The organism is Rhizobium sp. BK008, assembly GCF_014197345.1.
In the GTDB taxonomy this organism is placed as follows: domain Bacteria; phylum Pseudomonadota; class Alphaproteobacteria; order Rhizobiales; family Rhizobiaceae; genus Rhizobium; species Rhizobium anhuiense.
The window spans coordinates 116236-140378 of sequence record NZ_JACIFK010000007.1; the positions used below are offsets into that span (position 1 = coordinate 116236).

22 protein-coding genes are annotated in these 24143 nt (G+C 63.5%); 9 read left to right on the forward strand and 13 right to left on the reverse strand.

The window, feature by feature from the left end; genetic code table 11:
- Positions 1–48: 48 nt before the first annotated feature.
- Complete coding sequence (locus tag FHT69_RS24695) at positions 49–954, forward strand: LysR family transcriptional regulator (protein WP_183906101.1); 906 nt, start codon at positions 49–51, stop codon at positions 952–954.
- Between the two features lie 368 nt (positions 955–1322).
- Here the strand turns inward: FHT69_RS24695 and FHT69_RS24700 are convergent, their stop codons facing one another.
- Positions 1323–2198: a LysR family transcriptional regulator gene (locus FHT69_RS24700; RefSeq protein WP_097543215.1), complete on the reverse strand. Its 876-nt coding sequence runs from the start codon at positions 2196–2198 to the stop codon at positions 1323–1325.
- A 91-nt stretch (positions 2199–2289) separates the two neighbouring features.
- On the opposite strand from FHT69_RS24700, the gene FHT69_RS24705 reads away from it, so the two are divergent.
- On the forward strand, positions 2290–3540 hold the full coding sequence (locus FHT69_RS24705) for an MFS transporter (protein WP_183906102.1): 1251 nt from the start codon (positions 2290–2292) through the stop codon (positions 3538–3540).
- Positions 3537–3923, forward strand: coding sequence for a VOC family protein (locus tag FHT69_RS24710; protein WP_183906103.1), 387 nt, complete (start codon positions 3537–3539; stop codon positions 3921–3923). The genes FHT69_RS24705 and FHT69_RS24710 overlap by 4 nt, the downstream gene beginning before the upstream one ends.
- A gap of 44 nt (positions 3924–3967) precedes the next feature.
- Here the strand turns inward: FHT69_RS24710 and FHT69_RS24715 are convergent, their stop codons facing one another.
- The 8 genes from FHT69_RS24715 to ubiE form a co-directional block, all read right to left on the reverse strand.
- Positions 3968–5629: a urocanate hydratase gene (locus tag FHT69_RS24715; protein ID WP_097631021.1), complete on the reverse strand. Its 1662-nt coding sequence runs from the start codon at positions 5627–5629 to the stop codon at positions 3968–3970.
- A 33-nt stretch (positions 5630–5662) separates the two neighbouring features.
- Positions 5663–5992, reverse strand: a complete 330-nt coding sequence (locus FHT69_RS24720; protein WP_097543218.1) for a TfoX/Sxy family protein — start codon at positions 5990–5992, stop codon at positions 5663–5665.
- Between the two features lie 3 nt (positions 5993–5995).
- Positions 5996–7093: a DUF917 domain-containing protein gene (locus FHT69_RS24725; RefSeq protein WP_168332467.1), complete on the reverse strand. Its 1098-nt coding sequence runs from the start codon at positions 7091–7093 to the stop codon at positions 5996–5998.
- A 10-nt stretch (positions 7094–7103) separates the two neighbouring features.
- On the reverse strand, positions 7104–8354 hold the full coding sequence (locus tag FHT69_RS24730) for a Zn-dependent hydrolase (protein WP_097543220.1): 1251 nt from the start codon (positions 8352–8354) through the stop codon (positions 7104–7106).
- On the reverse strand, positions 8351–9730 hold the full coding sequence (locus tag FHT69_RS24735; RefSeq protein ID WP_183906104.1) for a dihydroorotase family protein: 1380 nt from the start codon (positions 9728–9730) through the stop codon (positions 8351–8353). Before FHT69_RS24735 ends, FHT69_RS24730 begins: the two co-directional genes overlap by 4 nt.
- A gap of 23 nt (positions 9731–9753) precedes the next feature.
- Positions 9754–11340, reverse strand: a complete 1587-nt coding sequence (locus FHT69_RS24740; RefSeq protein WP_097543222.1) for an aromatic amino acid lyase — start codon at positions 11338–11340, stop codon at positions 9754–9756.
- A gap of 89 nt (positions 11341–11429) precedes the next feature.
- Positions 11430–13004 carry a 2-polyprenylphenol 6-hydroxylase gene (ubiB, locus tag FHT69_RS24745; RefSeq protein ID WP_063474781.1) on the reverse strand — a complete coding sequence of 525 codons (1575 nt, stop codon included), beginning with the start codon at positions 13002–13004 and terminating at the stop codon, positions 11430–11432.
- A gap of 62 nt (positions 13005–13066) precedes the next feature.
- Complete coding sequence (ubiE, locus tag FHT69_RS24750) at positions 13067–13843, reverse strand: bifunctional demethylmenaquinone methyltransferase/2-methoxy-6-polyprenyl-1,4-benzoquinol methylase UbiE (RefSeq protein ID WP_063474780.1); 777 nt, start codon at positions 13841–13843, stop codon at positions 13067–13069.
- A gap of 149 nt (positions 13844–13992) precedes the next feature.
- On the opposite strand from ubiE, the gene mutM reads away from it, so the two are divergent.
- The 5 genes from mutM (at position 13993) to FHT69_RS24775 (ending at position 19795) form a co-directional block, all read left to right on the forward strand.
- Complete coding sequence (mutM, locus tag FHT69_RS24755) at positions 13993–14898, forward strand: bifunctional DNA-formamidopyrimidine glycosylase/DNA-(apurinic or apyrimidinic site) lyase (RefSeq protein ID WP_183906105.1); 906 nt, start codon at positions 13993–13995, stop codon at positions 14896–14898.
- A gap of 23 nt (positions 14899–14921) precedes the next feature.
- Positions 14922–15695, forward strand: coding sequence for an enoyl-CoA hydratase (locus FHT69_RS24760; RefSeq protein ID WP_047617292.1), 774 nt, complete (start codon positions 14922–14924; stop codon positions 15693–15695).
- 192 nt (positions 15696–15887) lie between these two features.
- Positions 15888–16166: a 30S ribosomal protein S20 gene (rpsT, locus tag FHT69_RS24765; protein WP_003544819.1), complete on the forward strand. Its 279-nt coding sequence runs from the start codon at positions 15888–15890 to the stop codon at positions 16164–16166.
- Positions 16167–17024: 858 nt separating this feature from the next.
- The gene (gene dnaA / locus FHT69_RS24770) at positions 17025–18575 is read left to right on the forward strand and encodes a chromosomal replication initiator protein DnaA (protein WP_047617290.1); all 1551 of its coding nucleotides are present in this window, start codon (positions 17025–17027) and stop codon (positions 18573–18575) included.
- Between the two features lie 137 nt (positions 18576–18712).
- Positions 18713–19795 carry a saccharopine dehydrogenase family protein gene (locus FHT69_RS24775; protein WP_047617221.1) on the forward strand — a complete coding sequence of 361 codons (1083 nt, stop codon included), beginning with the start codon at positions 18713–18715 and terminating at the stop codon, positions 19793–19795.
- Positions 19796–19862: 67 nt separating this feature from the next.
- Here FHT69_RS24775 and hemW read toward each other — a convergent pair whose 3' ends face one another.
- From hemW to rph, 4 genes are read right to left on the reverse strand one after another with little or no spacing between them, the layout of a single operon-like run.
- Positions 19863–21065, reverse strand: a complete 1203-nt coding sequence (gene hemW / locus FHT69_RS24780; protein WP_047617219.1) for a radical SAM family heme chaperone HemW — start codon at positions 21063–21065, stop codon at positions 19863–19865.
- A 9-nt stretch (positions 21066–21074) separates the two neighbouring features.
- Entirely contained in the window at positions 21075–21719 is a 645-nt protein-coding gene (gene rdgB / locus FHT69_RS24785; protein ID WP_047617217.1) for an RdgB/HAM1 family non-canonical purine NTP pyrophosphatase, read from the reverse strand.
- A complete protein-coding gene (locus FHT69_RS24790) occupies positions 21720–22145 on the reverse strand; it encodes a VOC family protein (RefSeq protein WP_047617215.1) in 426 nt (141 codons plus the stop codon).
- Positions 22142–22861, reverse strand: a complete 720-nt coding sequence (gene rph / locus FHT69_RS24795; protein ID WP_011650181.1) for a ribonuclease PH — start codon at positions 22859–22861, stop codon at positions 22142–22144. Before rph ends, FHT69_RS24790 begins: the two co-directional genes overlap by 4 nt.
- A 127-nt stretch (positions 22862–22988) precedes the next feature.
- On the opposite strand from rph, the gene hrcA reads away from it, so the two are divergent.
- Positions 22989–24077 carry a heat-inducible transcriptional repressor HrcA gene (gene hrcA / locus FHT69_RS24800; protein ID WP_047617213.1) on the forward strand — a complete coding sequence of 363 codons (1089 nt, stop codon included), beginning with the start codon at positions 22989–22991 and terminating at the stop codon, positions 24075–24077.
- The last annotated feature ends 66 nt before the right edge of the window (positions 24078–24143 follow it).

Here is a 24143-nt window from a genome sequence, read left to right on the forward strand (position 1 = left end):
TCGGATTAGTCTCCAGATTGGGGAACTCGAATTCGGAAAAGCCGAACGATGATCAGGATCGAAGGTATTACGGCTTTCGTCGCCGTCGTCGAGGCGGGCTCGGTCAGCGAGGCGGCTCGGCGCCTGCGGCTGTCGAAATCCGTCGTCAGCGAAAGGCTGGCCGAGCTGGAGAAGTCGCTCGGCGGCGTGCTGCTGCACCGAACGACGCGCAAGCTGAGTTTGACGGAGGATGGCGCGGTCTTCCTGGAGCGTGCCGCGCGCATCGTGCGCGAGATCGAGGAGGCTGCGGCCGATATGGCGGAGCGGCGCGGAAGCCTGTCCGGCCCGATCCGCATCGCCGCTCCGGTCACCTTCGGCCGCATGCATCTCGGCCCGGCGCTCTATCCCTTCCTTGCCGAACATCCCGAGATCGAACTCACCCTCGATATTGACGACCGACGTGTCGATGCCGCTTCGGACGGCTACGACGCCATCATCCGCAACGGTCCGATCGCCGATAACAGGCTGGTCGCCTGGAAGCTCGCGCGCAGCCGCCGTCTTGTCTGCGCCTCGCCGGATTATCTCGCGCGCCAGGGAGTGCCGTCGTCGCTTGATGATCTCAACGGCCATCGCGGAATCTTCTATACCAATCGCGGCGTTGCCGACTGGCGCTTCCAAACGCCGGAGGGCGCGGTCGTCGTCCGCGCGAAACTGGCGCTCGGCATCAACAATGGCGACATGCTCCGCGACGCCGCCATTGCCGGTCTCGGCATCGCGCTGCTGCCCGCCTTCATCGCCGGCCCCGCCATTCGCGAAGGCCGGCTTGCCGAAATCGATGTCGGTCACAGGCCGGAGGCCGAATTCATCTACATGGCCCATCCCGAGGGCCGAAACCCCTCCGCCAAGCTCCGCGCCATCGCCGATCACCTGAAGAAGAGTTTTGGCGATCCGCCCTATTGGGATCCGGCGGGCTAGAGCATGTCGCGCAAAAGTGTGCAGCGCTTTTGCAAAACGACATGAGCAAGAACAAAGACCAGAGCCTTTCCGGGTTAGATTGCAGCATTCTGTTGGCTCAAACGGAGTCGGATGGTCGACCGGCCGGCGCGCGTCGTAGCCCAGCTCTACGGCCAAGCCGGCCGGTCGATCAGCCGGCCCGTTTCAGCCAACCCGAAGGGCCGGGCATCTTTCCGCCAGGGCAAAGGCGATCGGCTCGACCGTACCAAGAGGTATGCCCTTCGCCAATCGCCTCTGCCCTGACGAAAACCTGCTCCGGCAGAATGCTGCAATCTAACCCGGAAAGGCTCTAAAGCGCGAAGAGCGAATCTGAAGGATCGCGACGCGCTTTAGCTCAGCAGGCTCATCAGGTTCTCGGTGACCGGCGAGCGATGTGTCTTCAACATTGCCAGCGCCAGGCGCGCCACAGCCGGCGGCCCCTCGATCGGCCGGTAGGCGACGCCTTCGAGCCTGATCTGCGAAATCGAGGCCGGCACGATCGAGACGCCGAGCTCTGCCGCCACCAGATTGACGACGGAGGAAATCTGCGGCGCCTCCTGGGCCACGGTCAGCTCGAATCCCGCCTTGCGGCAGGCCAGCACGACATCGTCGTAGAGGCTCAAGCCGACGAGCCGGGGAAAGAGGATGAAGGGTTCGTCCGCCAGTGCCGCAAGCGGCAGTTTGCTGCGCCGTGCCAGAGGATGGCTGGCGGGCAGGGCGATCACCATCGGCTCATCCGGCAATCGCCGCAGCCGGACGCCGGCGGGGTCGTCGAGGCTGGGGCGCATGAAGGCGGCGTCGAGCTCGCCGCCTTCCAGCTTCTGCATCAGCGCCAGCGTATTCATTTCCGTCAGCGCCAGCCGGACATCGGGCCAGCGGGCACGAAATCGTCGGATCGTCGCGCTGACCACGGGGTTGAAGGCGGAGGATGCGGTGAAGCCGAGCGACAGCCGGCCGGTCTCGCCGCGATTGGCGCTTTGCGCCGCAAGCTTTGCCTTTTCGGCAGCCGCCAGCGAAGCCTTTGCCTCGCCGAGGAAGGCAGCGCCCGCCGCCGTCAATTCGGCGCCGTGCGGCACGCGGTGAAACAGCGCCGCACCCACTTCCCTCTCCAGGTCGCGGATCTGCTGGCTGAGCGGCGGCTGCCCGATGCCGAGCTTGGCGGCCGCACGGGTGAAATTGCATTCCTCCGCCACCGCCAGGAAATATCGCAAGTGCCGCAGCTCCATCGTCATCTCCAAAACATATCGAAATCGCCAGTTTCATATATTGGACAAATGGAGCGGCGTTGACTAGATCGGAGACCGGAAGGATGAAGAGATGCCGACGTCAGCGCATGTATTAAAGACCTCCGAGATATCAGCGACCCCAAGGCAGAAGCACTATCTCACCCGTGGCACCGGCGCCTATCGCCGCGCCAGCCTGGCGCTCTTCCTTTCCGGTTTTTCCACCTTCTCGCTGCTCTATTGTGTCCAGCCGCTGCTGCCGATCTTCTCGCAGCAATTCTCCGTCAGCCCGGCCGAAAGCTCGCTGTCGCTCTCCCTCTCCACCGGTTTCCTGGCGGTCGCCATCGTCTGTGCCGCCGCCGTCTCGGAAGGTCTCGGCCGCCGCAGCCTGATGTCGATATCGCTGGTCGGCGCGGCATTGCTGACCATTGCCACCGCTTTTGCCCCGAGCTGGCACCTGCTGCTTGTCATCCGCGCCCTGCAGGGCCTCGTTCTCGGCGGCGTGCCGGCCGTCGCCATGGCCTATCTCGCCGAGGAAATCGATCCGCGCGGCCTCGGCGCCACCATGGGCCTCTATGTCGCCGGCACGGCCTTCGGCGGCATGTCTGGCCGCGTGCTGACAGGTATCTTCGCCGAATATCTCAGCTGGCGTCCGGCGCTTTTTCTGATCGGCGCCGTCGGTCTTGCCGCCGCGATCGGCTTCATCGCCCTGCTGCCGCCGTCACGCAATTTCATCCGCCGGCCGGGCTTCGATCCGCACTTCCATGCCAAGGCCTGGCGCGGCCATCTCAGCAGTCCGGCGCTGCCCTTCCTCTTCGCCATCGCCTTCCTGGCGATGGGCTCCTTCGTGACGATCTACAACTATGCCGGCTTCCGCCTCGTGGCGCCGCCTTACGGCCTCAACCAGACCGAACTCGGCCTGATCTTCACCGTCTATCTCTTCGGCATCGGCGCCTCCTCGATCGGCGGCCTCCTCGGAGACCGGATCGGCCATTTTTCCGTGCTTCTCTTCGGTCTGGCACTCACCGCCGCCGGCAGCGCGCTGACGCTGTTCGCCTCGCTCCCGGTCATCATCCTCGGCATCATCGTGCTCACCACCGGCTTCTTCATGAGCCATTCCATTGCCAGCGGTCTTGTCGGCAGACTGGCGCATGGCACCAAAGGCCACGCCTCGTCGCTCTATATGCTCGCCTATTATGTCGGCTCCAGCCTCATGGGTTCGGCGGGCGGCTGGTTCTTCGCGGTTGAAGGCTGGACCGCCGTCGTTATCTTCACGCTTGCCATGCTGGCGCTGGCCTTTGTCTCCGCCTGTCTTGCAAAGCATCTCGCGAGGAGAACAGCATGATCCGCATCGACCGCCTCGACCATCTGGTGCTGACCGTCGCCGATATTGCCGTCACCTGCGATTTCTATGCCCGCATCCTCGGCATGTCGGTCGAAACCTTCGCGGAAGGCCGCAAGGCGCTGAAATTCGGCCGGCAGAAGATCAACCTGCACCAAGTCGGCCGCGAATTCGATCCCAAGGCGAGTCATCCCACAGCCGGCTCCGGCGACCTCTGCTTCATCGCCGAGACGACGCTCGCCGATGTCATCACGCATCTGCAGGCCTCCGGCGTTGCGATCGAAGAGGGTCCGGTCGAACGCACCGGAGCGACCGGGCGTCTGCGCTCGGTCTATTTCAGAGACCCCGACGGCAATCTCCTCGAAGTCTCCAATCTGATTGCCTGATGCCTGATAATTCTGGAAAGGGTCTGGATGTCTGCTCCCGCACATCAGCCAAGCCGGAGATAGGGCACGTCTTTCTTCGCCACTTCATCCAGCGCCTCCTCGTAACCGGCATCGGCATACCGCATGACGCCGAGCGCAGTATCGTTGGTCAGCGCACGGTCGAGCCGTTCGTCGGCGGCATCCGTGCCGTCGGCGATGACGGTGACGCCGCAGCTCGTCATATAGCCGGCATAGCCGCCGCCGCCGGAATGAATGACGACGAGATCAGCCATCGACGAGCAGAGCATCATCGCATCGATCAGCGGCCAGTCGGCGATCGCGTCGGAGCCGTCCTTCATCCGCTCGGTCATGATGTTCGGGTGCGCCATGGCGCCGGCATCGAGATGGTCGCGGGAGAAGGCGACCGGGCCTCTGAGTTCGCCGCTCGCAACCAGCGTGTTGACGCGCCTCGCGAGTGCCGTGCGTTCGCCGTGGCCGAGCCAGGCGATGCGGGCCGGCAGCCCTTCGAAGGGCACATGCTCGCGCGCCAGCCGGATCCAGTTGGTGATGATCTTGTTGTCGGGGAACATCTCGAGCAGCAGGTCATCGATCCGGGCGATATCGCTCTCCTCGCCCGATAGCGCCATCCAGCGGAACGGGCCGATCGCCCGGGCAAACAGCGGCCTGAGATAGGCTTCGGTGAAGATCGGAATGTCGAAGGCATTGGCAACGCCGCCCTCCTTGGCCTGCGTGCGGATCAGGTTGCCGTTGTCGAAGACTTCAGAACCCTTCTTCTGGAATTCCAGCATCGCCGTCACATGTTCGACGATCGAGGCGCGGCTTGCCGCCATCAGTTGCCCCTGGCCATCGTCGCGCAGGCCCTTGACCTGATCGAGGCTCATGCCTTTCGGCACGTAGCCATAGACGAGGTCATGCGCCGAGGTCTGGTCGGTGACGATGTCGGGCACGATGCCGCGCCGGGCGATTTCGGGATAGACCTCCGCCGCATTGCCGACCAGCCCGACGGACAGCGCCCGTTTCTCCCTCACTGCCGCATCGATCATCTGCAGGGCGGTATCGAGATCAGGCGCGATTTCCTGGAGATAACCGACCTGCTGTCGCTTGCGGGCGCGCTCCGGATCGATGTCGACGCAGAGGATTGCCGCCCCCGCCATGCGGCCGGCCAGCGGCTGCGCCCCGCCCATGCCGCCGAGGCCGGCGGTCAGCACGAAGCGGCCGTTGAGATCGCCGCCGAAGCGCCGCTCGGCAATGCGCATGAAGATCTCGTAGGTGCCCTGGATGACCCCCTGGCTGCCGATATATTGCCAGGCGCCGGCCGTCAGCCCGCCCCAGCAGATCAGCCCCTTGCGCTGCAGCTCGTAGAACACCTCGGCCTTTGCCCATTGCCCGACGATATTGCAGTTCGCCATGATGACGAGCGGCGCCTTGGCATGTGTCCGAACGAGCCCGATCGGCTTGCCGGACTGGATAAGCAGCGTCTGGTCCTCGTCCATTTCAGTCAGCGCCTTGACGATGCCTTTGTGGGCCGCCCAGTTGCGGGCCGCCTTGCCGAGCGCGGCATAGACGATGAGGTTGTCGGGATCCTCGCCGACGGAGAGCACGTTTTCGAGCAGCCGCAGCAGCGCCTCCTGCCGCCAGCCCTTGGCGCGCAGCTCCGGCCCGCCGGGAATCGGAAATTTCGGATGACGTGGATTGGCCTTCGGCATCGTGGGTTCCTCGTTTTGCTCTGCCTTCGATCGTCACTTACTCGGCAGCGATTCCACATAGGCAAGTGCCGCATCGAGCAAACGCCGTCTCAGGGCATCGTCGCCGTAAACCTCGGCACCACCGCGCACCCAGCCATGCATCACCCGCTCGCCCGACAGCATCTGGATCACGCCTGGCAATGCCAGCGCCCAGCCGTCATTGCCCTTGCCGAGACGGATCAGCATGCCGTCATGGCGCGCGCAGCAGAGGAGATTGCCGTTCAGCATGAAGGCCCAGCCGCCGAACATGGATTTTTCGGTAAGGCCCGGCCGATCGCCGAGTTCCTCGCGCATCAGTTCTTCGAGACCGGGATCGCGCGCCATGGCTCAGGCTTTCGTTGCCAGCGCATAACGTGCGATCTCGATCCCCATCGCCTTTTCGACGACGGGATAGACGGTCGGATCGAGCACGCTTGCCGAGAGCGGAATGATGTCCATCGGCACATGCAGAATGAAGACGTGCATGCCGTCCTGAAGCTGGCCGACGCTGAGCGGTTCGCCCTCCGGCGAAAGCGTGGTGATGACGGCCGGGAAAGTGGCAAGCCGCCCGCCATCCGCATCGTCCACGGCCATATATTCGTTCATCACATGCAGCGTCACCGATTTTTCGCCCGTGCCGACGGTGATCGTGCCGATGTCGAAGGCTTCCTTGGTGTAGACGACGTCCTTGCGGTTGATGATCCCCTCGGCAAGGATATGTCCGCCCGTCGTCTTGCAGATCGCGTCGATGACAGCTGATCCGCCGCGTTTCTCCGCCGCGATGATCGCCTCGCCGAGCGCCAGCGCCATTGAGATGCCACCGAGCGCCGCATGGCTCCGGACATAGGAAGCCCTCAGCGGATTGCGGCAGCTGGCGATGAAGCCGCCGGATTGATCGGCGGCGGCGCGCAGCACCGGCGAGATCTTCGCCGTCGCGCCCTTCACCACCAGTTCGATATAGCGATTCTCCGCCCGATTGCCGCCGACCGCGGTCTGGATCATCTGCTCGGGCGAACCGGCCATGCCGATCGAACCCATGTCGCCCGTGGGATGCGCGCGGATGTCGCCGACCGCATCGACCACCTTGGTGCCGAGGATGGCCGACGGCAGCCAGCCGTTCAGCGTCGAGGATTTGCCGTTCTGGCCGATGATCAGCCCGGAAAGCTTTTCCCCAAGCGCCTCCTGCAGCAATTGCACCGCTTTCACATAGTCGATGCCCTGCATTTCCCAGGGGGTGGTGGAGGCCGGCGCGCCGATCGCGGCAGCGGTGGCGATCCAGTTCTCATCCTGCAACTCGTCGATCGAGACCAGCTCCGGCTTGCCGACATTGACGGCGGCAAGCCCAAGCATCCGTCCATGATCGGCCCAGCCGCCGCCGCCGGCGGCATAGACGGAACCGCCCTTGACGGCAGCTTCCACGTCCTTCTCAACGAGTATGCGTCCCATCGGTCCTCTCCTACCTCAAGCTCGTGTCCATCTCGCGCACCGCTTCGAACAGCACGGCGGCGCCGAGGGCGATATCGTCATTCTCGGCCCATTCGTCGGCCGAATGGCTGCGGCCTTCCCGGCAGGGCACGAAGATCATCGCCGCCGGCGCCACCTTGGCGATCCAGGCCGTATCGTGTCCCGCGCCTGAGGCCATGCGCCGGCTTTTTGCACCGACCCGCTCACAGGCCGCCTCCAGTATCGACAGCAGTCCGGCATCGCCTGGCGTCGGCAGATTGTCGGAAACCCGGTTCGGCGTCTTGATCGTCACGCCGTAGGCTCCTGCCAGCTTTTCGACATGGCCGTCGAGCCAGCGGCAGAAAGCCTCCATGTCGGCGCGGATCTCCGCGCGCCCATCGATCAGCAGCGTGACCTTCGACGGCACGACATTGGCGGCATTCGGCTCGATCCGGAATTCCCCGACCGTCGCTGCAAAATGCCCCGGCGTTTTGGCAAGCTCTGCGGCGGCGTTGCGGATGTCGAGCACCAGCTGCGATGCCGCCACCAGCGCATCCGCCCGTCGGTCCATCGGCGTCGTGCCGGCATGGTCGGCCCGCCCTTCGACGGTGATCTCGATCCGGGTGATGCCCGAGATCGCGGTGACGATGCCGATATCCTGCCTCTCGGCTTCGAGCACCGGACCCTGCTCGATATGGAGCTCGAGAAAGCCTGCTATATCGGGCCTGTTCTGCTGCATCAGCACATCGGGCCTGCCGCCGACCTCAGCGATGCCCTCGGCCAGGTCGCGCCCGTCGCTGACGCGCGAAAGCCAGGCCTCCGGCAGTTGGCCGGTCATGCCGCGGCTGCCGATGCAGGACACGCCGAAGATGCTGACCTCCTCGGCCAGGAAATCGACGATTTCGAGATCGTGATCGAGCTTGATATCCTGCTCAGCAAGCGCCCGCGCCACCTCCAGCGCCGAGATCACCCCGGCGATGCCGTCGAAGCGGCCGCCGTCCGGCACGGTGTCGGAATGCGAGCCGATCATGATCGTGCCGAGCCATGGTTTCTGGCCGGTCCGCCGGCCGACCAGATTGCCGGCGGCATCGATCCGCGTTTCCAGTCCCGCCGCCTTCATCCGCGCTTCGATATAGGCCCGGCCCTCGAGGAAGAGCGGCGAGAAGGCCCGCCGCGTCCAGGGACGCCCCGGCTCGGTCATTGCGGCCAGCGCCTCGATATCGCCAGCGATCCGGCCGGCATTGACGGGAAGATTGCGGCTCATGCGGCAGTTCCTGCAATGACCTGGCGCGGCAGCGGCCGCACGAACCGGCCGGTGCCGGGCTCGGCCAGCACCTTTCCGCCCTCGGCGATCTTTTCGCCGCGCAGATAGGTGGCCGAGACGGTCCAGGGCAGGCGGATGCCGTTATAGGGGCTCCAGCCGACGACGTTGTTGCCGCTCGCGGCGGCATCATAGACGCTGTCGCGCGGCTCCAGCACGGTGATATCGGCGTCCTTGCCCGGTGTCAGCGCGCCCTTGACATGGTCGAGCCGGAAATGCTTCGCCGGGTTCTCCGCCATCAGCCGGGCCGCCCATGTCAAGGGGATGCCGCGCTCGCTGGCGCCTTTGACGAACAGCGGCACCATCACCTCCAGGCCGGGAACGCCGGATGCGTTGGCGAGCATGTCGGGATTGATCTTGCGGTTTTCCGACCAGCTGACGTGATCGGTCGAGACCAGCCAGACATTACCCTCGGCCACCTTCCGCCAGAGCGTCTCCACCTCGGCGCGCGCCCGCAGCGGCGGATTGATCTTCGCCTTGCCGCCCAAGCGCTTCACGTCGTTTTCCTCGTCGAGCGTCAGGTAGTGGATGCAGCATTCGACCGTTGCCGCAAATCCGTCGCGGCGATAGGCGCGGGCGATATCGTAGCCGCGCCCGAGCGAGCAGTGCACCACATGCGCCGGGCAGCCGGTGGCCGCACCCGTCTCGAAGATCGTGTGCATCGCCAGCAGCTCGGTAATCGCAGGCCGCGACAGGCCGTGCGCCCGCCAGTCGATGATGCCGCTCGCCTTCACCTGCTCCATATAGGTTCGCACCGCCTCGTCGTCTTCATTGTGCACGCCCGCCGTCAGCCCTGTCGGCGCGATCGCGGCAAAGCAGGCGTCGAGCAGGGCCGGCGGAATGCGCGGAAAGCGCTTGGGATCGGTGCCGAAGGTCGAAAACTTGAAGGCGGCAACGCCTGCCTCCACCATCTCGGGGATCCGCGCCGGACCTTCTTCCGGATCGATGGTGCCGTAAAGCGCGAAGTCGACGCGCGCCTGCGGGCCGGCATGGTCGATCTTCCGCTGTAGCGCCGCAGCCGAGCAGACGAGATTGCCCTCGTCATAGGGCATGTCGACGAGGGTTGTCACGCCGCCGGCCGCCGCCGAACGCGTCGACCAGATGAAATCCTCCTGGTCCTTCTGCGAGAGTGAATGCACCTGCGCGTCGATCGCGCCGGGCAGGATCAGCGCTTTTCCGAGCAAATGCCGTTCGCGGCCCGCCGGCGGCACGCCGAGGCCGACCTCGGCGATCTTGCCGTCGCGCACGGCGACATAGCCCTGTTCAAGAATGCGGTCCGGCAGCACCACCGTGCCCTGCAGAACGAGATCGAAGTCCATGCCGCTTCCTCCCTAAACTGAAATCAGAGTGCTGCCGGCTCGTGATGGGTCAGCCGCTCTTCGACACGCTCCAGCGAGCCGAGGGCGAAGAAGTCGTCGAAGGAGGCGATCGGAACCTGCTCGGTCAGCTTCGAGACGAAGTCGTCCGAACCGAGCTCCTCCTCGATCGCCTCCACTTCCGCCGAAAGCGGCCGGTCGACAACATAGAAATCCGCATGTTTGCGCACGACCTCGTAGAGCATGGCGGCAACACCCTTCGGTTCATCGCCGAGTATGTCGATCGCCTGAGCCGACAGCAGCGCCTCGAGGGCTGCGAGGCGTTTCAGCGCCCGCATCTGCCGGTCGAAGCGCTCGATGACGAGCGGCAGGAAGGCCGCCTCGTCCTCCAACCCGGCTGCGACGACCAGCGACTGGGCCGAAACAGGATTGGACATCGACAGCACGCGCGAGAAGATCTCGCCGGCAAGCTTGATGATCGGCCCGAAACCTGTGGCGATCCGCCCCGGCGGCACGAGATTGACCGGCAGGTCGCGCCGCTGGCCGTTGCCGAGAATGACGCAGCGATTGAAGGCGTTGCGCGCCGCATGCGCCATGCAGAGCGCGGCCGATTCGAGCAGGATCGTTACATCGAGCGGCAGCGAACCGCCCGACGTCATCACCCGGCCCTCGACGACGACGGGATTGTCGTCCGAGCGGCCGGTGGCGGCAAGGATCTTGTGGCCGGTCGACAAAAGGTTTTCGATCACCGCGCCGAACACCTGGGCGATCATGCGCAGGCTGAGCGGATCCTGCACATGGGTTGCGACCGGCCAGTTCCATTCCTCGGAGGCATTGCAGAGCCAGGCGCCGATCAGCGCTTCGCGCGCCGTGCCGACATGGCGGACCGCCTTCCAGGGATCGCGGGAAGCGCCGAGCGCGCCGGCCGCCATCATCGCCGTCGCCAGCAGGATGCGGATCGAGGCCGCGGCATTGCGCGTTGTTTCCGCCGCCGAGGCAAAGCTCACTGCATTGATGCTGAGCGAGGCGAGGCTGTCGCGCGGCGCCATCCGCATCGGTTCCAGCCCGGCCGCCCGGAAGGCCTCGGCCGCCTGCATCCGGTTGCCGCGGTAGATCGCTTCGCCGACGCCGGTCAGCACCGCGCCGATCTGTCCCATCAGCCCGATATCCGCACAGCCGATGGAGCCGGTGCGGCGCACGACCGGGATGAGATCGGCCTCGAGCATCCGGATATAGGCCTCGATCAGCTCCGGCGTGCAGCCGACCTGGCCGGTCAGCGCCGTATTGATGCGGATCGCCATGGCATTGCGCACGATGTTGCAGGAAAAGGGTGTGCCGGTGCCGAAATGATGGGCGCGCACCAGGCCGAGATTGAAAGTGTCGAGTTCGTCGGCCGACCACTCCACATCCTTCATGGCGCCGACGCCTGTCGTCGAGCCGTAGACGGGCATGCCGGAGGCAATCGCATCCTCGACGATCTCGCGGGCGATCGCGATGCGGGCCATGCCTGTCGCCGAAGCCGAAATCGCAGCCTTGCCCGCACCAATCGTCACCATCTCGGCAAAACCGAGCGGTCGTCCGGAAAGTTCGATGCCAAGGCGTTCGTGCTTCATGTGCCTATCTCCTTGAAAATGAGACTAAGCGAGCCCTCCGTCACATGGGATATCCCAAATGCCGAACACAGCATGTTTTTGGCAGACGGTCAGCTCAGCATCCAGGCAATATAGAGAAGCGTCAATGCGATGATCCACAGCGCGATCCTGGCCGAGCGATTGTGGCGCGCCTCGGCCTTGCCGATCGCATCCGCCGTCTGCGCATCGAAGCGCAGCCCGTGCTCGCTCATATGCAGAAGCTGGTGGTGGAATTTTTCGGTCTTCGCCGCAATTTCCGGCACGGCTTCGGCGAGCTTGACCGCTGCCTTCAGCCCGTCCTTGATATCGGTGGCGATCCGCTTCGGCCCGAGATTGGTGCGGATCCAGTCGCCGACGACGGGCTCGGAGGCCTTCCACATGTTGAAGCGCGGATTGAGCATGCGCGACACGCCTTCGACCACGACCATGGTCTTTTGCAGCATCACCAGTTCCGGCCGCGTCGCCATGTCGAACAGTTCGGTCACTTCGAACAGCAGCGTCAGCAGCTTGCCCATCGAGATCGTCTCGGCCGGCTGCCCGTGGATCGGCTCGCCGATCGCCCGGATCGCCTGGGCGAAGCTCTCGACATTGTGATGGCCGGGCACATAGCCGGCCTCGAAATGCACCTCGGCGACGCGGATATAGTCGCGGGTGATGAAGCCGTAGAGGATTTCGGCGAGGAACCGCCGCTCCTTCTTGCCCAGCCGCCCGACGATGCCCATGTCGACGGCGACGATCATGCCGTCGGCATCGACGAAGAGATTGCCCGGATGCATGTCGGCATGGAAGAAGCCGTCGCGCAGCGTGTGGCGCAGGAACGACTGGATCAGCGTATCGGCAAGCAGGTTGAGATCGTGGCCGGCCGCCCGCAGGCCCTCGACGTCGGACATTCTCGTGCCGTCGATCCACTCCATGGTGATGACGTCGCGCCCGGTGCGCTCCCAGTCGACCTTCGGCACCCGGAAGCCCGGGTCTTTTTCGGTATTCTCGGCGATCTCGGAAAGGGCGGCCGCCTCCAGGCGAAGATCCATCTCCACCTTGGTCGTCTGCTCTAGCGTCTTCGTCACCTCGACCGGCCGCAGCCGCCGGCTGAAAGGCAGGAAACGCTCCTGCATATGGGCAACGAGATACATCGCCTCGATGTCATGGGCGAAGCGCTGGCGCACGCCCGGCCGCACGATCTTGACGGCGACCTTCTTGCGGCCCGCCGATGTCTCGACCTCGGCCGGATGCACCTGGGCGATCGAGGCGGCGGCGATCGGCTCGCCGAAGCTCGCATAGAGCTCGCCGATCGGCCGTCCAAGCGAGCCTTCGATATTGGCCTTGGCGGCGGCCGAGGGAAAGAAGGCCATCCGGTCCTGAAGCTGCGACAGGTCGTTGGCAAATTCGACGCCGACGACATCCGGCCGCGTCGCCAGGAACTGCCCGATCTTCACATAGGAGGGGCCGAGCCGTTCGACCGCCTGCGCCAGCCGGTCGCTGCGCGCAATCGCCTTGGCGCGGTTGCGCGCAAACACGCCGACGAAGGATTTGGCAAGGCTGATCGGGGGCGGCAGGCCCTCCGACGGCAGCGCCGAGATCACGCCTTCGCGCACAAGAATCCAGCCGACCCGAATGAGCCTGAAATATGCCCCGAAAGTGCTCATGTCCTGTGTGATTCTCGCGCGACGCTATCCGAAAACCGCTCTACATTTTTCGGCGTCATGCGTCAGAGCTTCCAGCCGGAATGGAGAGCGGCGATGCCGCCGGTATAATTGGTGTAGGTGACGCGCGAAAAGCCGGCCTGGCGGATCATGGCCGCAAAATTCTCCTGGTTCGGGAACTTGCGGATCGATTCCACCAGATATTGGTAGGGTTCGGCATCGCCGGTAATCGCCTTGCCGAATTGCGGAATGGCATTGAACGACCAGGCGTCGTAGATCTTGTCGAGAAGCGGCATATCGACTTCGGAAAATTCCAGCACCAGCAGCCGTCCGCCGCGTTTCAAGACGCGATAGGCTTCCGACAGCGCGACGTCGATCCGCGGCACGTTGCGGATGCCGAAGGCGATCGTATAAGCATCGAAGCTGCCGGCCTCGAAAGGCAGTTCCTCGGCATTCGCCTCGACGAAGGTGAGATTGCCGGAAAGCTTCTTCTTTTCCGCCCGCTCGGCACCGACGCCGAGCATCGAGCCGTTGATGTCGAGCACGGTGGCATGCGCCTGCCGGCCCGAAGCCTCGACGATGCGGAAGGCGATATCACCCGTGCCGCCGGCGACGTCGAGCACCTTGTAACCCGGCTCCTTGCGCGGGTTCAGCGCCGAAATCATCGCATCCTTCCAGGCGCGGTGCATGCCCATCGACATGACGTCGTTCATGATGTCGTAGCGCTTGGCGACCTTGTGGAACACCTGGTTGACCAGGCCCTGCTTCTCGCCGTCAGGCACCTCGCGGAAGCCGTAGGAGGTCTCCATGCCGCCATCGGCGGAAGTGCGGCTTTCTGACATCAGACTGCTCCATTCCTGAAGATTCGGGCGCGGCGGCCATAGCGAAAGACCGTGCGCGACGTTATCTATGGACCGCGTTCTCCGCGGCACACTGGCGCTATAGCGCACATCGTCGTCGGTTGAAACACGTTAGATATAGATGGGTTAAGATGCCGGAATTGCCAGAAGTCGAAACGGTGAAACGCGGCCTGACGCCGGCGATGGAAGGCACGCTCATCACCAGGCTGGAACTGCGGCGCGGCGATCTGCGCTTCCCCTTTCCCGACGCTTTCGCCGACAGGGTTTCCGGCCGCACTATTGTCGGCCTTGGCCGCCGCGCCAAATATCTGCTGGTCGACCTCGACGACGGCAACACGCTGATTTCCCACCTCGGCATGTCCGGTTCCTTTCGCATCGAGGAGGGCCGCATCGAGGAGGGGGGTGCCTCCGCTGCGCCAGGCGAATTCCATCATGCCCGCTCGAAGGACGAGAAGCACGATCACGTCGTCTTCCATTTGCAGGGTGCAAGCGGCCCGCGCCGCGTCGTCTATAACGATCCGCGTCGTTTCGGCTTCATGGATATGGTGGGGCGGGCCGATCTTGCCGCCCATCCCTTCTTCCGCGAACTTGGCCCGGAGCCGACGGGAAACGAACTCGGCGCCGCCTATCTCGCCGACCGCTTCCGCGACAAGGCGCAGCCGCTGAAGAGCGCGCTGCTCGACCAGAAGAACATTGCCGGTCTCGGCAATATATATGTCTGCGAGGCGCTGTGGCGCTCGCATCTTTCGCCGGTCCGCGCCGCCGGCTCGCTGGTGACGGCGGCCGGCAGGCCGAAGGCGCAGCTCGACCTGCTCGTCGCCTCGATCCGCGACGTCATCGCCGATGCGATCGCGGCCGGCGGATCGTCGCTGCGTGACCATATCCAGACCGACGGATCGCTCGGCTATTTCCAGCATTCCTTCTCCGTCTACGATCGCGAAGGTCAGGCTTGCCGCATGCCCGGCTGCGGCGGTACGGTCGCCCGCATCGTCCAGGCGGGTCGCTCCACCTTCTATTGCGCCGCCTGCCAGAAGTAAGAGTGAGAAACCGGGAGAACAGCATGACCTACGAGACCCTGATCGTCGAAACCCGAGGCAATGTCGGCCTCGTCACGCTGAACCGTCCGCAGGCGCTGAATGCCCTGAACTCCACCGTGCTGAAGGAGCTGAAGGTGGCCTATGCCGGCTTCCACGCCGATGAGACGGTCGGCGCGATCGTGCTCACCGGTTCCGAGCGCGCCTTTGCCGCCGGCGCCGATATCAAGGAAATGCAGGCGCTTCAGTTTGCCGACATCTATAAGAGTGATTTCATCAGCGGCTGGGATGATGTCGCCAAGGCGCGCAAGCCTGTCATCGCTGCCGTCAGCGGCTTTGCGCTCGGCGGCGGCTGCGAACTCGCCATGATGTGCGATTTCATCATCGCCTCGGAGACGGCGAAGTTCGGCCAGCCGGAAATCACCCTCGGCGTCATTCCCGGCATGGGCGGCTCGCAGCGGCTGACCCGCGCCGTCGGCAAGGCGAAGGCGATGGACCTCATCCTGACCGGCCGGATGATGGATGCGGCGGAAGCCGAACGATCGGGACTCGTTTCGCGTGTGGTGGCGCCCGAGCGTCTGCTCGACGAGGCTTTTGCCGCGGCCGAAAAGATCGCCTCGCTGTCGCGTCCCTCGGTCCTGATGGCCAAGGAGGCAGTCAACCGCGCATTCGAGACGACGCTGGAGGAGGGCTTGCGTTTCGAGCGCCGGCTGTTTCACAGTCTCTTTGCCACCGACGACCAGAAAGAAGGCATGGCGGCCTTCGTCGAGAAGCGCAAACCGGCTTTTACGCACCGTTGAATGCTTTTCGGCGCTTGCCGGTGGTAAAGCTTGAAAATCCGCGTTGACGTGGGCCGGCTTTAGAGTTATATGCCCGCCCACGGTTCGGAAAGCCGGTTTGGTTTTCCGCGATTGCTCCCGCATTGCTGGATTTTGTGGCCGCAGGGCCCGCGGTAATGGCGGAGTTTGTTCGAATTCTTGAGAGAGGCATCCATGGCCAATACAACTTCGGCGAAAAAAGCGACCCGCAAGATCGCCCGCCGTACCGACGTCAATAAGGCTCGTCGCTCGCGCGTTCGTACTTTCGTTCGCCAGGTCGAAGAGGCCATCGCATCCGGTGACGCCGCCAAGGCGAAGGAAGCTTTCCTGGCGGCTCAGCCCGAGCTTGCCCGCGCCGCCAGCAAGGGTGTGCTGCACTCCAATACGGCATCGCGCAAGGTTTCGCGCCTGGCTGCTCGTGTGAAGGCTCTTTCGGTCACCACGACCGCATAATCTTCCTTTAACGACTTCCTCTTTATGATTAGCCCGGTAATTTTACCGGGCTTTTTCGATTCCGCCAATCAGCCCCTGCATGGTTAATCTCACGACTGTTTCGTGTCAGTGCCATGACAGGAAAAATTGTTCAAAAACAATGGCTTGCGCTAGGATGCTTTCACGCCGCGCGACTCTACCCCACGCTTTCGGGGTCAGGGGTGAGTCAAGAAGATTTTTATTTTTTTTCTTTCCATGCGTGTCAAAATAGCCCGAACGGGGAATCTCCTTGATTCAAAAGCGATTCTTTTTTGACGCTGGTGTGACGCCCGAAAAGGGCAGGCGGAGTCAATGGCCGCTTCTTAATTTTGCGTAAAATTCATCGTTGATATTGCCTTTTGATCCTGCCTAAATGGCTTTCAACAAAGGGCGCGGACATCACCTGCAGAGGCTCGGTCTTAACTGCCACGTCGGCAGGGCGATAAGTTTGTGCCCTTTGTTACGGAGCATTGCGTTTCCGTTTTTTCAAGCACTTGACGGATTTGGGCCGTAACGTGGCTGTTACGGAGCGGGGATGTTTTGTGCCTTCAGCGGCCACACGTTTAAGGCGAGACCGCAGGAGAGGGTTAAAGTGATATTGCGTTCGGGCTGGTCGGCCGAAAACGAGGATCGACCGCCAGCCTGGCACGGAAAGCCGCTGAAGGTTCCGCATGAATGCGGTCCCTGCAACGGAATTCTGTTGCCGGTCCCTTCGGGGGCAGTGTTTGAGTGAACCGGCAGGTGAGCGGCTTCATGAGGATGCCGTCAGCCCGCCAAAGCGGGGAATGATCGGGCGGCTATTTTAGCGGAAGCCGCCCGGTGGAATTGAAAGGCGGCATTATGCACATGAATACGATGACGACGGGCGGGCTCGACAATGGGGATGCGGCACCGCAGACGTTCGGCACCATTCGCCTGGAAGTGGGGGAAGCAAAGGCGGACATGAAGCACAGCATCTTGTTTGAGCGCGTCAGCGCGCGCTTGAAGGCCCAGGTCGGTCCTGACGTCTATGCCAGCTGGTTCGCCAGGCTGAAGCTGCATTCGGTATCGAAGAGCGTCGTTCGTCTCTCGGTTCCCACGACCTTCCTGAAGTCGTGGATCAACAATCGTTATCTCGATCTCATCACCGGTCTGTTCCAGGCCGAGGACCCGGAAATTCTCAAGATCGAAGTCCTGGTGCGCACGGCAACGCGCAGCGGCACCAAGGCGCTCGACGAGGCGGTTCAGCCCGAGCCGGTCGTTGCCCCCCAGATGCGCCGCCCGACGAGCGCCCAGCCGGCCGGTCAGGCCGTCCAGCAGGCGGTGTCGGCTGTTGCTGCGGCAAGGCCCGCAAGCTTCGGTTCGCCGCTCTTTGGCTCGCCGCTCGATAGCCGCTTCACCTTCGATACCTTCGTGGAAGGCAGCTCGAACCGGGTCGCGCTTGCGGCTGCCAAGACGATCGCGGAAGCCGGTTCCGGCGCCGTGCGCTTCAATCCGCTCTTCATCCATTCGACGGTCGGCCTCGGCAAGACCCATCTGCTGCAGGCGGTCGCCAATGCGGCGGTTCAGAACCCGAGGGCGCTGCGCGTCGTCTATCTGACGGCCGAATATTTCATGTGGCGCTTCGCCACCGCAATCCGCGACAATGATGCGCTGACGTTGAAGGATTCGCTGCGCAACATCGATCTCCTGATCATCGACGACATGCAGTTCCTGCAGGGCAAGATGATCCAGCATGAATTCTGTCATCTCCTCAACATGCTGCTCGACAGCGCCAAGCAGGTCGTCGTTGCTGCCGATCGTGCGCCCTGGGAGTTGGAGTCGCTCGATCCCCGCGTCCGTTCGCGCCTGCAAGGCGGTGTCGCGATCGAATTCGACGCGCCGGATTACGAGATGCGTCTCGAAATCCTCAGGCGTCGCCTTGCTGCAGCCCGGCTCGAAGATCCATCACTCGAAATTCCGGCCGAACTGCTCCAGCATGTCGCCCGCAACGTCACGGCCAGCGGCCGCGAACTCGAAGGCGCCTTCAACCAGCTGGTCTTCCGCCGCTCCTTCGAGCCGAACCTGTCGATCGAGCGCGTGGACGAACTGCTCGCCCATCTGGTCGGCTCCGGCGAGCCCCGCCGGGTGCGCATCGAGGATATCCAGCGCATCGTCGCCAGGCACTACAACGTCTCGCGCCAGGAACTGGTCTCGAACCGCCGCACCCGCGTCATCGTCAAGCCGCGCCAGATCGCCATGTATCTGTCGAAGACGCTGACGCCGCGCTCCTTCCCGGAGATCGGCCGCCGTTTCGGCGGTCGTGATCACACGACCGTGCTGCATGCCGTACGCAAGATCGAGGAACTGATTTCGGGAGACACCAAGCTTTCGCACGAAGTCGAGCTTCTGAAGCGGTTGATCAACGAATAATCGACGATTCTCTTCTGAATTCGACGGCCGGAAGCGATTCCGGCCGTTTTCCTTTATAAGTTTTTTATTCTATACCTCCGGCGCATCCAGTGCATGTCAAAGACTGAAGCGCTGAAATGAGCGCGTGGGAGGAATGAATGAGTTTCGAAAAGATCGCCGTTCTCGGCCTGGGCAAGGTCGGACGGCTGGCGGCGACGCTGTTGCATGAAGGCGGCTTCGAGGTGATCGGCGTCGATGCGCAGCTGCCGCTGAGCGACGTCCCCTTCAAGTGCCGCACCGGCGATATTTCAGATCCCGCGGTGATCGGCGAACTGCTCTCCAGTGTCGAGGCGGTGCTGTCTTGCCTGCCTTATCATTTGAACATCGAGTTGGCGCGCGCCGCCCATCTTGCCGGCATTCATTATTTCGATCTGACCGAAGATGTTCCCACAACCAATTTCATCATCGAACTGTCGAAGACCGCCCGCGGCCTGATGGCGCCGCAATGCGGCCTGGCGCCGGGTTTCGTCGGTATCGTCGGCGCGAGCCTGGCCGACGGCTTCGATCGCTGCCGTTCGATCCGCATGCGCGTCGGCGCCCTGCCGCAGCACCCGACCGGGCTGCTCGGCTACGCCTTCAACTGGTCGCCCGAGGGCGTCGTCAACGAATATCTGAACGACTGCGAGGTGATCGAGGGCGGTGTCCGCAAGCTGGTCTCGCCGATGGAATGGCACGAGACCGTCTATGTCGGCGGCGTCAAGCTCGAAGCCTTCACCACCTCGGGCGGTCTTGGCACCATGTGCGACACCATGCTCGGCAAGATCGACAATCTCGATTACAAGACGATGCGTTATCCCGGCCATATGGAGCTGATGAACTTCTTCTTCCACGAACTGCTGATGCGCGACAAGCGCAAGCTCGCCGGCGAGATCCTGACCAACGCCAAGCCGCCGGTTGAAGACGATGTCGTCTATGTCCATGTCGCCGCCGAGGGGACGGAGAATGGCAGCCTGCGCCGCAAGGAATTCGTGCGCGCCTATTACCCGATCGAGATTGCCGGCGCCCGCCGCACCGCAATTGCCTGGACGACCTCGGCCTCGGTCGTGGCCGTCATCGAAATGGTCCGCGACGGCCTGCTGCCGGCGACCGGCTTCCTGCACCAGGAGCATATTCCGCTGGAGATGTTCTTGAAGACGCCGACCGGCAGCCTGTTCAAATCAGGCGCGACCAGCCACGGCTGATAAATGCGCTCCAGCGCGGCGGCGATATCGATGCCGCCGCGTTGTAAATTCGCTCGTCGTATTGAGGTCAGCAGGCGAGATCGGCGACGACGGAATCGAGGATCAGCATGCCCGACGGCGTGCAGCGCAGGCGCGAATTGCCGATCCGCTCGATGAATTTGTGTTCCAGCAGGAATTCCTCGCGTTTCGGGTCGAGGTCGCGGCCCGAAAGCTGCTGCCAGCGGGCAAGATCGACACCTTCCCGGAGCCGCAGCCCCATCAGCAAGAGCTCGTCGGACTGTTCCTCGAAGCCGAGCCGCTCCTCGTCGAGAATGCCGTGGCCGTCGCGCTCGACCATGTCGAGCCAGGCTTCCGGCTTGCGCTCGGTCGCCGTGGCGATCTTCTCCGGGCCGCGTGTCAGCCGGCCATGGGCGCCGGGGCCGATGCCGGCATAATCGCCGTAACGCCAGTAGGTCAGGTTATGCCGGCTTTCGGCACCCGGCCGGGCGTGATTGGAAACCTCATAGGCCGGCATGCCCTCGCGCGCGGTGATCTCCTGCGTCGCCTCGTAGAGCAATGCCGATTGCTCGCCGTCCGGCACGACCAGCTTGCCCGCCTTGTGCAGGCCGTAGAAGGGCGTGCCTTCCTCGATGGTCAGCTGATAGAGGGAGAGATGGTCGACCGCATAGGAGATAGCCTCCTTCAGCTCTTTCTCCCATTCCTCGACCGTCTGCTGCGGCCGGGCATAGATCAGATCGAAGGACATGCGGGGAAAAATGTCGCGCGCCAGCCGGATTGCTTTCAGCGCGTCGGCGACATCATGCAGACGGCCGAGGAATTTCAGGTCCCGATCATTCAGCGCTTGCACGCCGAGCGAGACACGATTGACGCCGGCGGCCCGATAGCCGCGGAAGCGGTCGGCCTCGACGCTCGAAGGGTTGGCCTCCATGGTGATTTCGATGCCGGCAGGCACGTGCCAGTGCCGGGCAATGCCGTCGAGAATGGCCGAGACCGTTTCCGGCTTCATCAGCGAGGGCGTGCCGCCGCCGAGGAAGATGCTGGTGACCGTCTTCGGCCCGCTCATCGCCCGCACCGTTGCCATCTCCTTCAAGAAGGCAGCGGTGAAGCGCTCCTGATCCACCGGCTGGTGGCGCACATGGCTGTTGAAATCGCAATAGGGACACTTCGCCGCACAGAAGGGCCAATGCACGTAGACGCCGAAGCCGGGCTCACCGGTATCGGGCAAAAGTGCTGCATCGCGCGAGCTGCTTGGCGTGTCTGATGTGCCCACGTACCGACCTTATGCCTCCAGGCAGGTTTCGACGAAGAGTTTGAAGGCGCGGGCCCGGTGCGACAGCGCTTGCGGCTTGCCGACGTTCCAGCCGTGTTTTTCCTCGCCGCTCATTTCGCCGAAGGTGATGTCGTAACCCTTAGGCTGGAAGACCGGATCGTAGCCGAAGCCCTGGGTGCCGCGCGGCGGCCAGACGACGCTGCCTTCCACCTCGCCACGGAACAGCTCCGTGTGCCCGTCCGGCCAGGCGAGGCAGAGCACGCTGATGAAACGTGCGGTGCGCTGTTCCGGCTTCGTCGCGCCGGCATCCTGCAGCGCCTTTTCCACCTTGGCCATCGCCATGTCGAAATCGCGCGTGCCGTCGGCCCTCTCCGCCCAGTTGGCGGTGTAGACGCCGGGATCGCCGCCGAGCGCGTCGACCACCAGTCCGGAATCGTCCGAAAGCGCCGGCATGCCGGCGGCATTGGCCGAGGCGACCGCCTTGATCGTCGCATTCTCCTCGAAACTCGTGCCGGTCTCGTCAGGCTCGACGAAATTCAGCTCCGCCGCCGATTTGGCGGTGAAGCCGAGCGGCCCGATCAATTCCTGGATCTCGCGGATCTTGCCGGCATTGTGGCTGGCGACGACGATGGTCTTCGTTTCAAGCTTGCGCATTCAGATATCCTGTTCGATGCCCCAGATTTTAGCCTCTGCGCATTCCAGGCTGTTGCCGGCCGGATCGCGGAAATAGATCGAGCGGCCGCCGTTCGGCCAGCGCACCTCGGATTCGATCGCCACGCCCGCCGCCGTCAGCTTCTCGGCCATGGCGTCGATATTGCGGCCGGATACCCGGAAACAGGCATGGCCCTGGCCGGTCGTGCCGTGCGGCGGCACCTGCAGGGCATCAGGCGCCGGCGGCTTCACCGTTTCCTCGGGGTTGAAGATCAACAGAACGCCGGGCCCGCAGCGGAAGAAGACATGCCGGTTGGCGGCGCGGGCGATCTTCTCCAGTCCGAGGACGTCTTCGTAAAACGCCTCGGCCTGATCGAGATCCCGCGCATAGAGCGCCGTTTCCAACATGCCTTCCAGCATGGGGTTCATCCTTCGACGGCTTGCTTCTGCAGCGCCACCAGTTCGCCGATGCCGTTTCTGGCAAGCTGCATCAGCGAGGTGAATTCGCCCTCGCTGAACGGCGTGCCCTCGGCCGTGCCCTGGATCTCGACGATCCCGCCGGTGCCGGTCATGACGAAGTTCGCATCGGTCTCGGCCGAGGAATCCTCGAGGTAATCGAGATCGATCACCGGCTGGCTGGCGAAGATACCGCAGGAGATGGCGGCGACATGATCCTTCAGGACCCGGTCGACCTTGATCATGTTGCGGCTTTCCATCCATTTCAGGCAGTCGTAAAGCGCGATCCAGCCGCCGGTGATCGAGGCGGTCCGCGTACCCCCATCGGCCTGGATGACGTCGCAGTCGAGCGTGATCTGCCGTTCGCCGAGCGCCTGCAGGTCGACGACGGCGCGCAACGACCGGCCGATCAGCCGCTGAATTTCCTGGGTGCGGCCGCCCTGCTTGCCGGCGGCGGCCTCGCGCTTCATGCGCTCGCCGGTTGCCCGCGGCAGCATGCCGTATTCGGCGGTGACCCAGCCCTTGCCGGTATTGCGCAGCCAGGGCGGCGTCTTTTCTTCAAGGCTGGCCGTGCAGAGCACATGCGTATCGCCGAACTTGACCAGGCAGGAGCCTTCCGCATGCTTGGAAAAATTGCGCTCGAACGAGACCTTGCGCATCTGGTCGATTTTTCTGCCTGAAGGCCGCATTCTTATCTCCTGGGGTTTGTTGACCGCTTCTACGATTGGCGGCGCCTATTTGCAAATTCCCTTTTGCCACGGGTGCGAGTTTGACTTACTTTTCGGGAAGTATCATCAGCGCGGGTTCTTAAGCTTCATGGGCATCAGGTCGACGTCGGTTTCGGATGCTGTTGCCGCACTGGACGAGCGCTCCAGGGAAATTTTTCGGCGCATCGTCGAAGGCTATCTGGAAAGTGGCGAGCCGCTCGGTTCGCGCAACCTGTCCCGTCTTCTGCCGATGTCGCTGTCGCCGGCCTCGGTGCGCAACGTCATGAGCGATCTCGAAGAGCTCGGCCTGATCTATTCGCCGCATGTCAGCGCCGGACGGCTGCCGACCCAGATCGGCCTGCGTTTCTTCGTCGATGCCTTCATGCAGGTCGGCGACCTCTCCGCCGAGGAGCGCGCCAACATCGACCGGCAGGTGCGGGCCGAAAGCGGCGGCAATCCGGTGGAATCGATGATGAACGAGGCAAGCCGCATGCTGTCCGGCATTTCGCGCGGCGCCGGCCTCGTCATCACCTCGAAAAGCGATCCGGTGCTGAAACATGTCGAGTTCATCCGGCTCGAACCGACCAAGGCGCTGGCCGTGCTCGTCGGCGATCACGATCAGGTGGAAAACCGCATCATCGAGCTGCCGGCGGGCGTCACCTCCTCGCAACTGACCGAGGCGGCGAATTTTCTCAATGCCCATATGTCCGGCCAGACGCTGCCGGAACTCCGCAAGCAGTTGAGCCGGCTGAAGGATGACGTCCGCCACGAGCTCGATGCCCTGTCGCGCGATCTCGTCGAGCGCGGCATCGCTGTCTGGGCCGGCAGCCCGGACGAGGGCAAGCCCGCGCAACTGATCATCCGCGGCCGCGCCAACTTGCTCGAGGGGCTGGCCGGCGCCGAGGATCTCGACCGGCTGCGCTTGCTGTTCGACGATCTCGAGAAGAAGGACAGCCTGATCGAGATTCTCAATCTCGCCGAAACCGGTTCCGGCGTGCGCATCTTCATCGGTTCGGAAAACAAGCTCTTCTCGCTGTCCGGCTCGTCGCTGATCGTCGCGCCCTATCGTGACGATGACGATCGCATCGTCGGTGCCGTCGGCGTCATCGGCCCGACGCGGCTCAATTATTCCCGCATCGTGCCGATGGTGGATTACACCGCCCAGCTCGTCTCCCGCCTTTCGCGCAATCAGCTTTGACGCCGCAACTGGCGAACGTGCGGAATTTTCGCTTCTTTGTCACGCAGACTTGATTTTTTTCGGTCA

What these genes read in the sequence shown, in the direction of transcription:
- FHT69_RS24695 (WP_183906101.1), top strand. Translation starts at nt 49, where the DNA reads ATGATCAGGATCGAAGGTATTACGGCTTTCGTCGCCGTCGTCGAGGCG.
- FHT69_RS24700 (WP_097543215.1), bottom strand. Translation starts at nt 2,198, where the DNA reads ATGGAGCTGCGGCACTTGCGATATTTCCTGGCGGTGGCGGAGGAATGC.
- FHT69_RS24705 (WP_183906102.1), top strand. Translation starts at nt 2,290, where the DNA reads ATGCCGACGTCAGCGCATGTATTAAAGACCTCCGAGATATCAGCGACC.
- FHT69_RS24710 (WP_183906103.1), top strand. Translation starts at nt 3,537, where the DNA reads ATGATCCGCATCGACCGCCTCGACCATCTGGTGCTGACCGTCGCCGAT.
- FHT69_RS24715 (WP_097631021.1), bottom strand. Translation starts at nt 5,629, where the DNA reads ATGCCGAAGGCCAATCCACGTCATCCGAAATTTCCGATTCCCGGCGGG.
- FHT69_RS24720 (WP_097543218.1), bottom strand. Translation starts at nt 5,992, where the DNA reads ATGGCGCGCGATCCCGGTCTCGAAGAACTGATGCGCGAGGAACTCGGC.
- FHT69_RS24725 (WP_168332467.1), bottom strand. Translation starts at nt 7,093, where the DNA reads ATGGGACGCATACTCGTTGAGAAGGACGTGGAAGCTGCCGTCAAGGGC.
- FHT69_RS24730 (WP_097543220.1), bottom strand. Translation starts at nt 8,354, where the DNA reads ATGAGCCGCAATCTTCCCGTCAATGCCGGCCGGATCGCTGGCGATATC.
- FHT69_RS24735 (WP_183906104.1), bottom strand. Translation starts at nt 9,730, where the DNA reads ATGGACTTCGATCTCGTTCTGCAGGGCACGGTGGTGCTGCCGGACCGC.
- FHT69_RS24740 (WP_097543222.1), bottom strand. Translation starts at nt 11,340, where the DNA reads ATGAAGCACGAACGCCTTGGCATCGAACTTTCCGGACGACCGCTCGGT.
- ubiB (WP_063474781.1), bottom strand. Translation starts at nt 13,004, where the DNA reads ATGAGCACTTTCGGGGCATATTTCAGGCTCATTCGGGTCGGCTGGATT.
- ubiE (WP_063474780.1), bottom strand. Translation starts at nt 13,843, where the DNA reads ATGTCAGAAAGCCGCACTTCCGCCGATGGCGGCATGGAGACCTCCTAC.
- mutM (WP_183906105.1), top strand. Translation starts at nt 13,993, where the DNA reads ATGCCGGAATTGCCAGAAGTCGAAACGGTGAAACGCGGCCTGACGCCG.
- FHT69_RS24760 (WP_047617292.1), top strand. Translation starts at nt 14,922, where the DNA reads ATGACCTACGAGACCCTGATCGTCGAAACCCGAGGCAATGTCGGCCTC.
- rpsT (WP_003544819.1), top strand. Translation starts at nt 15,888, where the DNA reads ATGGCCAATACAACTTCGGCGAAAAAAGCGACCCGCAAGATCGCCCGC.
- dnaA (WP_047617290.1), top strand. Translation starts at nt 17,025, where the DNA reads ATGCACATGAATACGATGACGACGGGCGGGCTCGACAATGGGGATGCG.
- FHT69_RS24775 (WP_047617221.1), top strand. Translation starts at nt 18,713, where the DNA reads ATGAGTTTCGAAAAGATCGCCGTTCTCGGCCTGGGCAAGGTCGGACGG.
- rdgB (WP_047617217.1), bottom strand. Translation starts at nt 21,719, where the DNA reads ATGCGCAAGCTTGAAACGAAGACCATCGTCGTCGCCAGCCACAATGCC.
- FHT69_RS24790 (WP_047617215.1), bottom strand. Translation starts at nt 22,145, where the DNA reads ATGAACCCCATGCTGGAAGGCATGTTGGAAACGGCGCTCTATGCGCGG.
- rph (WP_011650181.1), bottom strand. Translation starts at nt 22,861, where the DNA reads ATGCGGCCTTCAGGCAGAAAAATCGACCAGATGCGCAAGGTCTCGTTC.
- hrcA (WP_047617213.1), top strand. Translation starts at nt 22,989, where the DNA reads ATGGGCATCAGGTCGACGTCGGTTTCGGATGCTGTTGCCGCACTGGAC.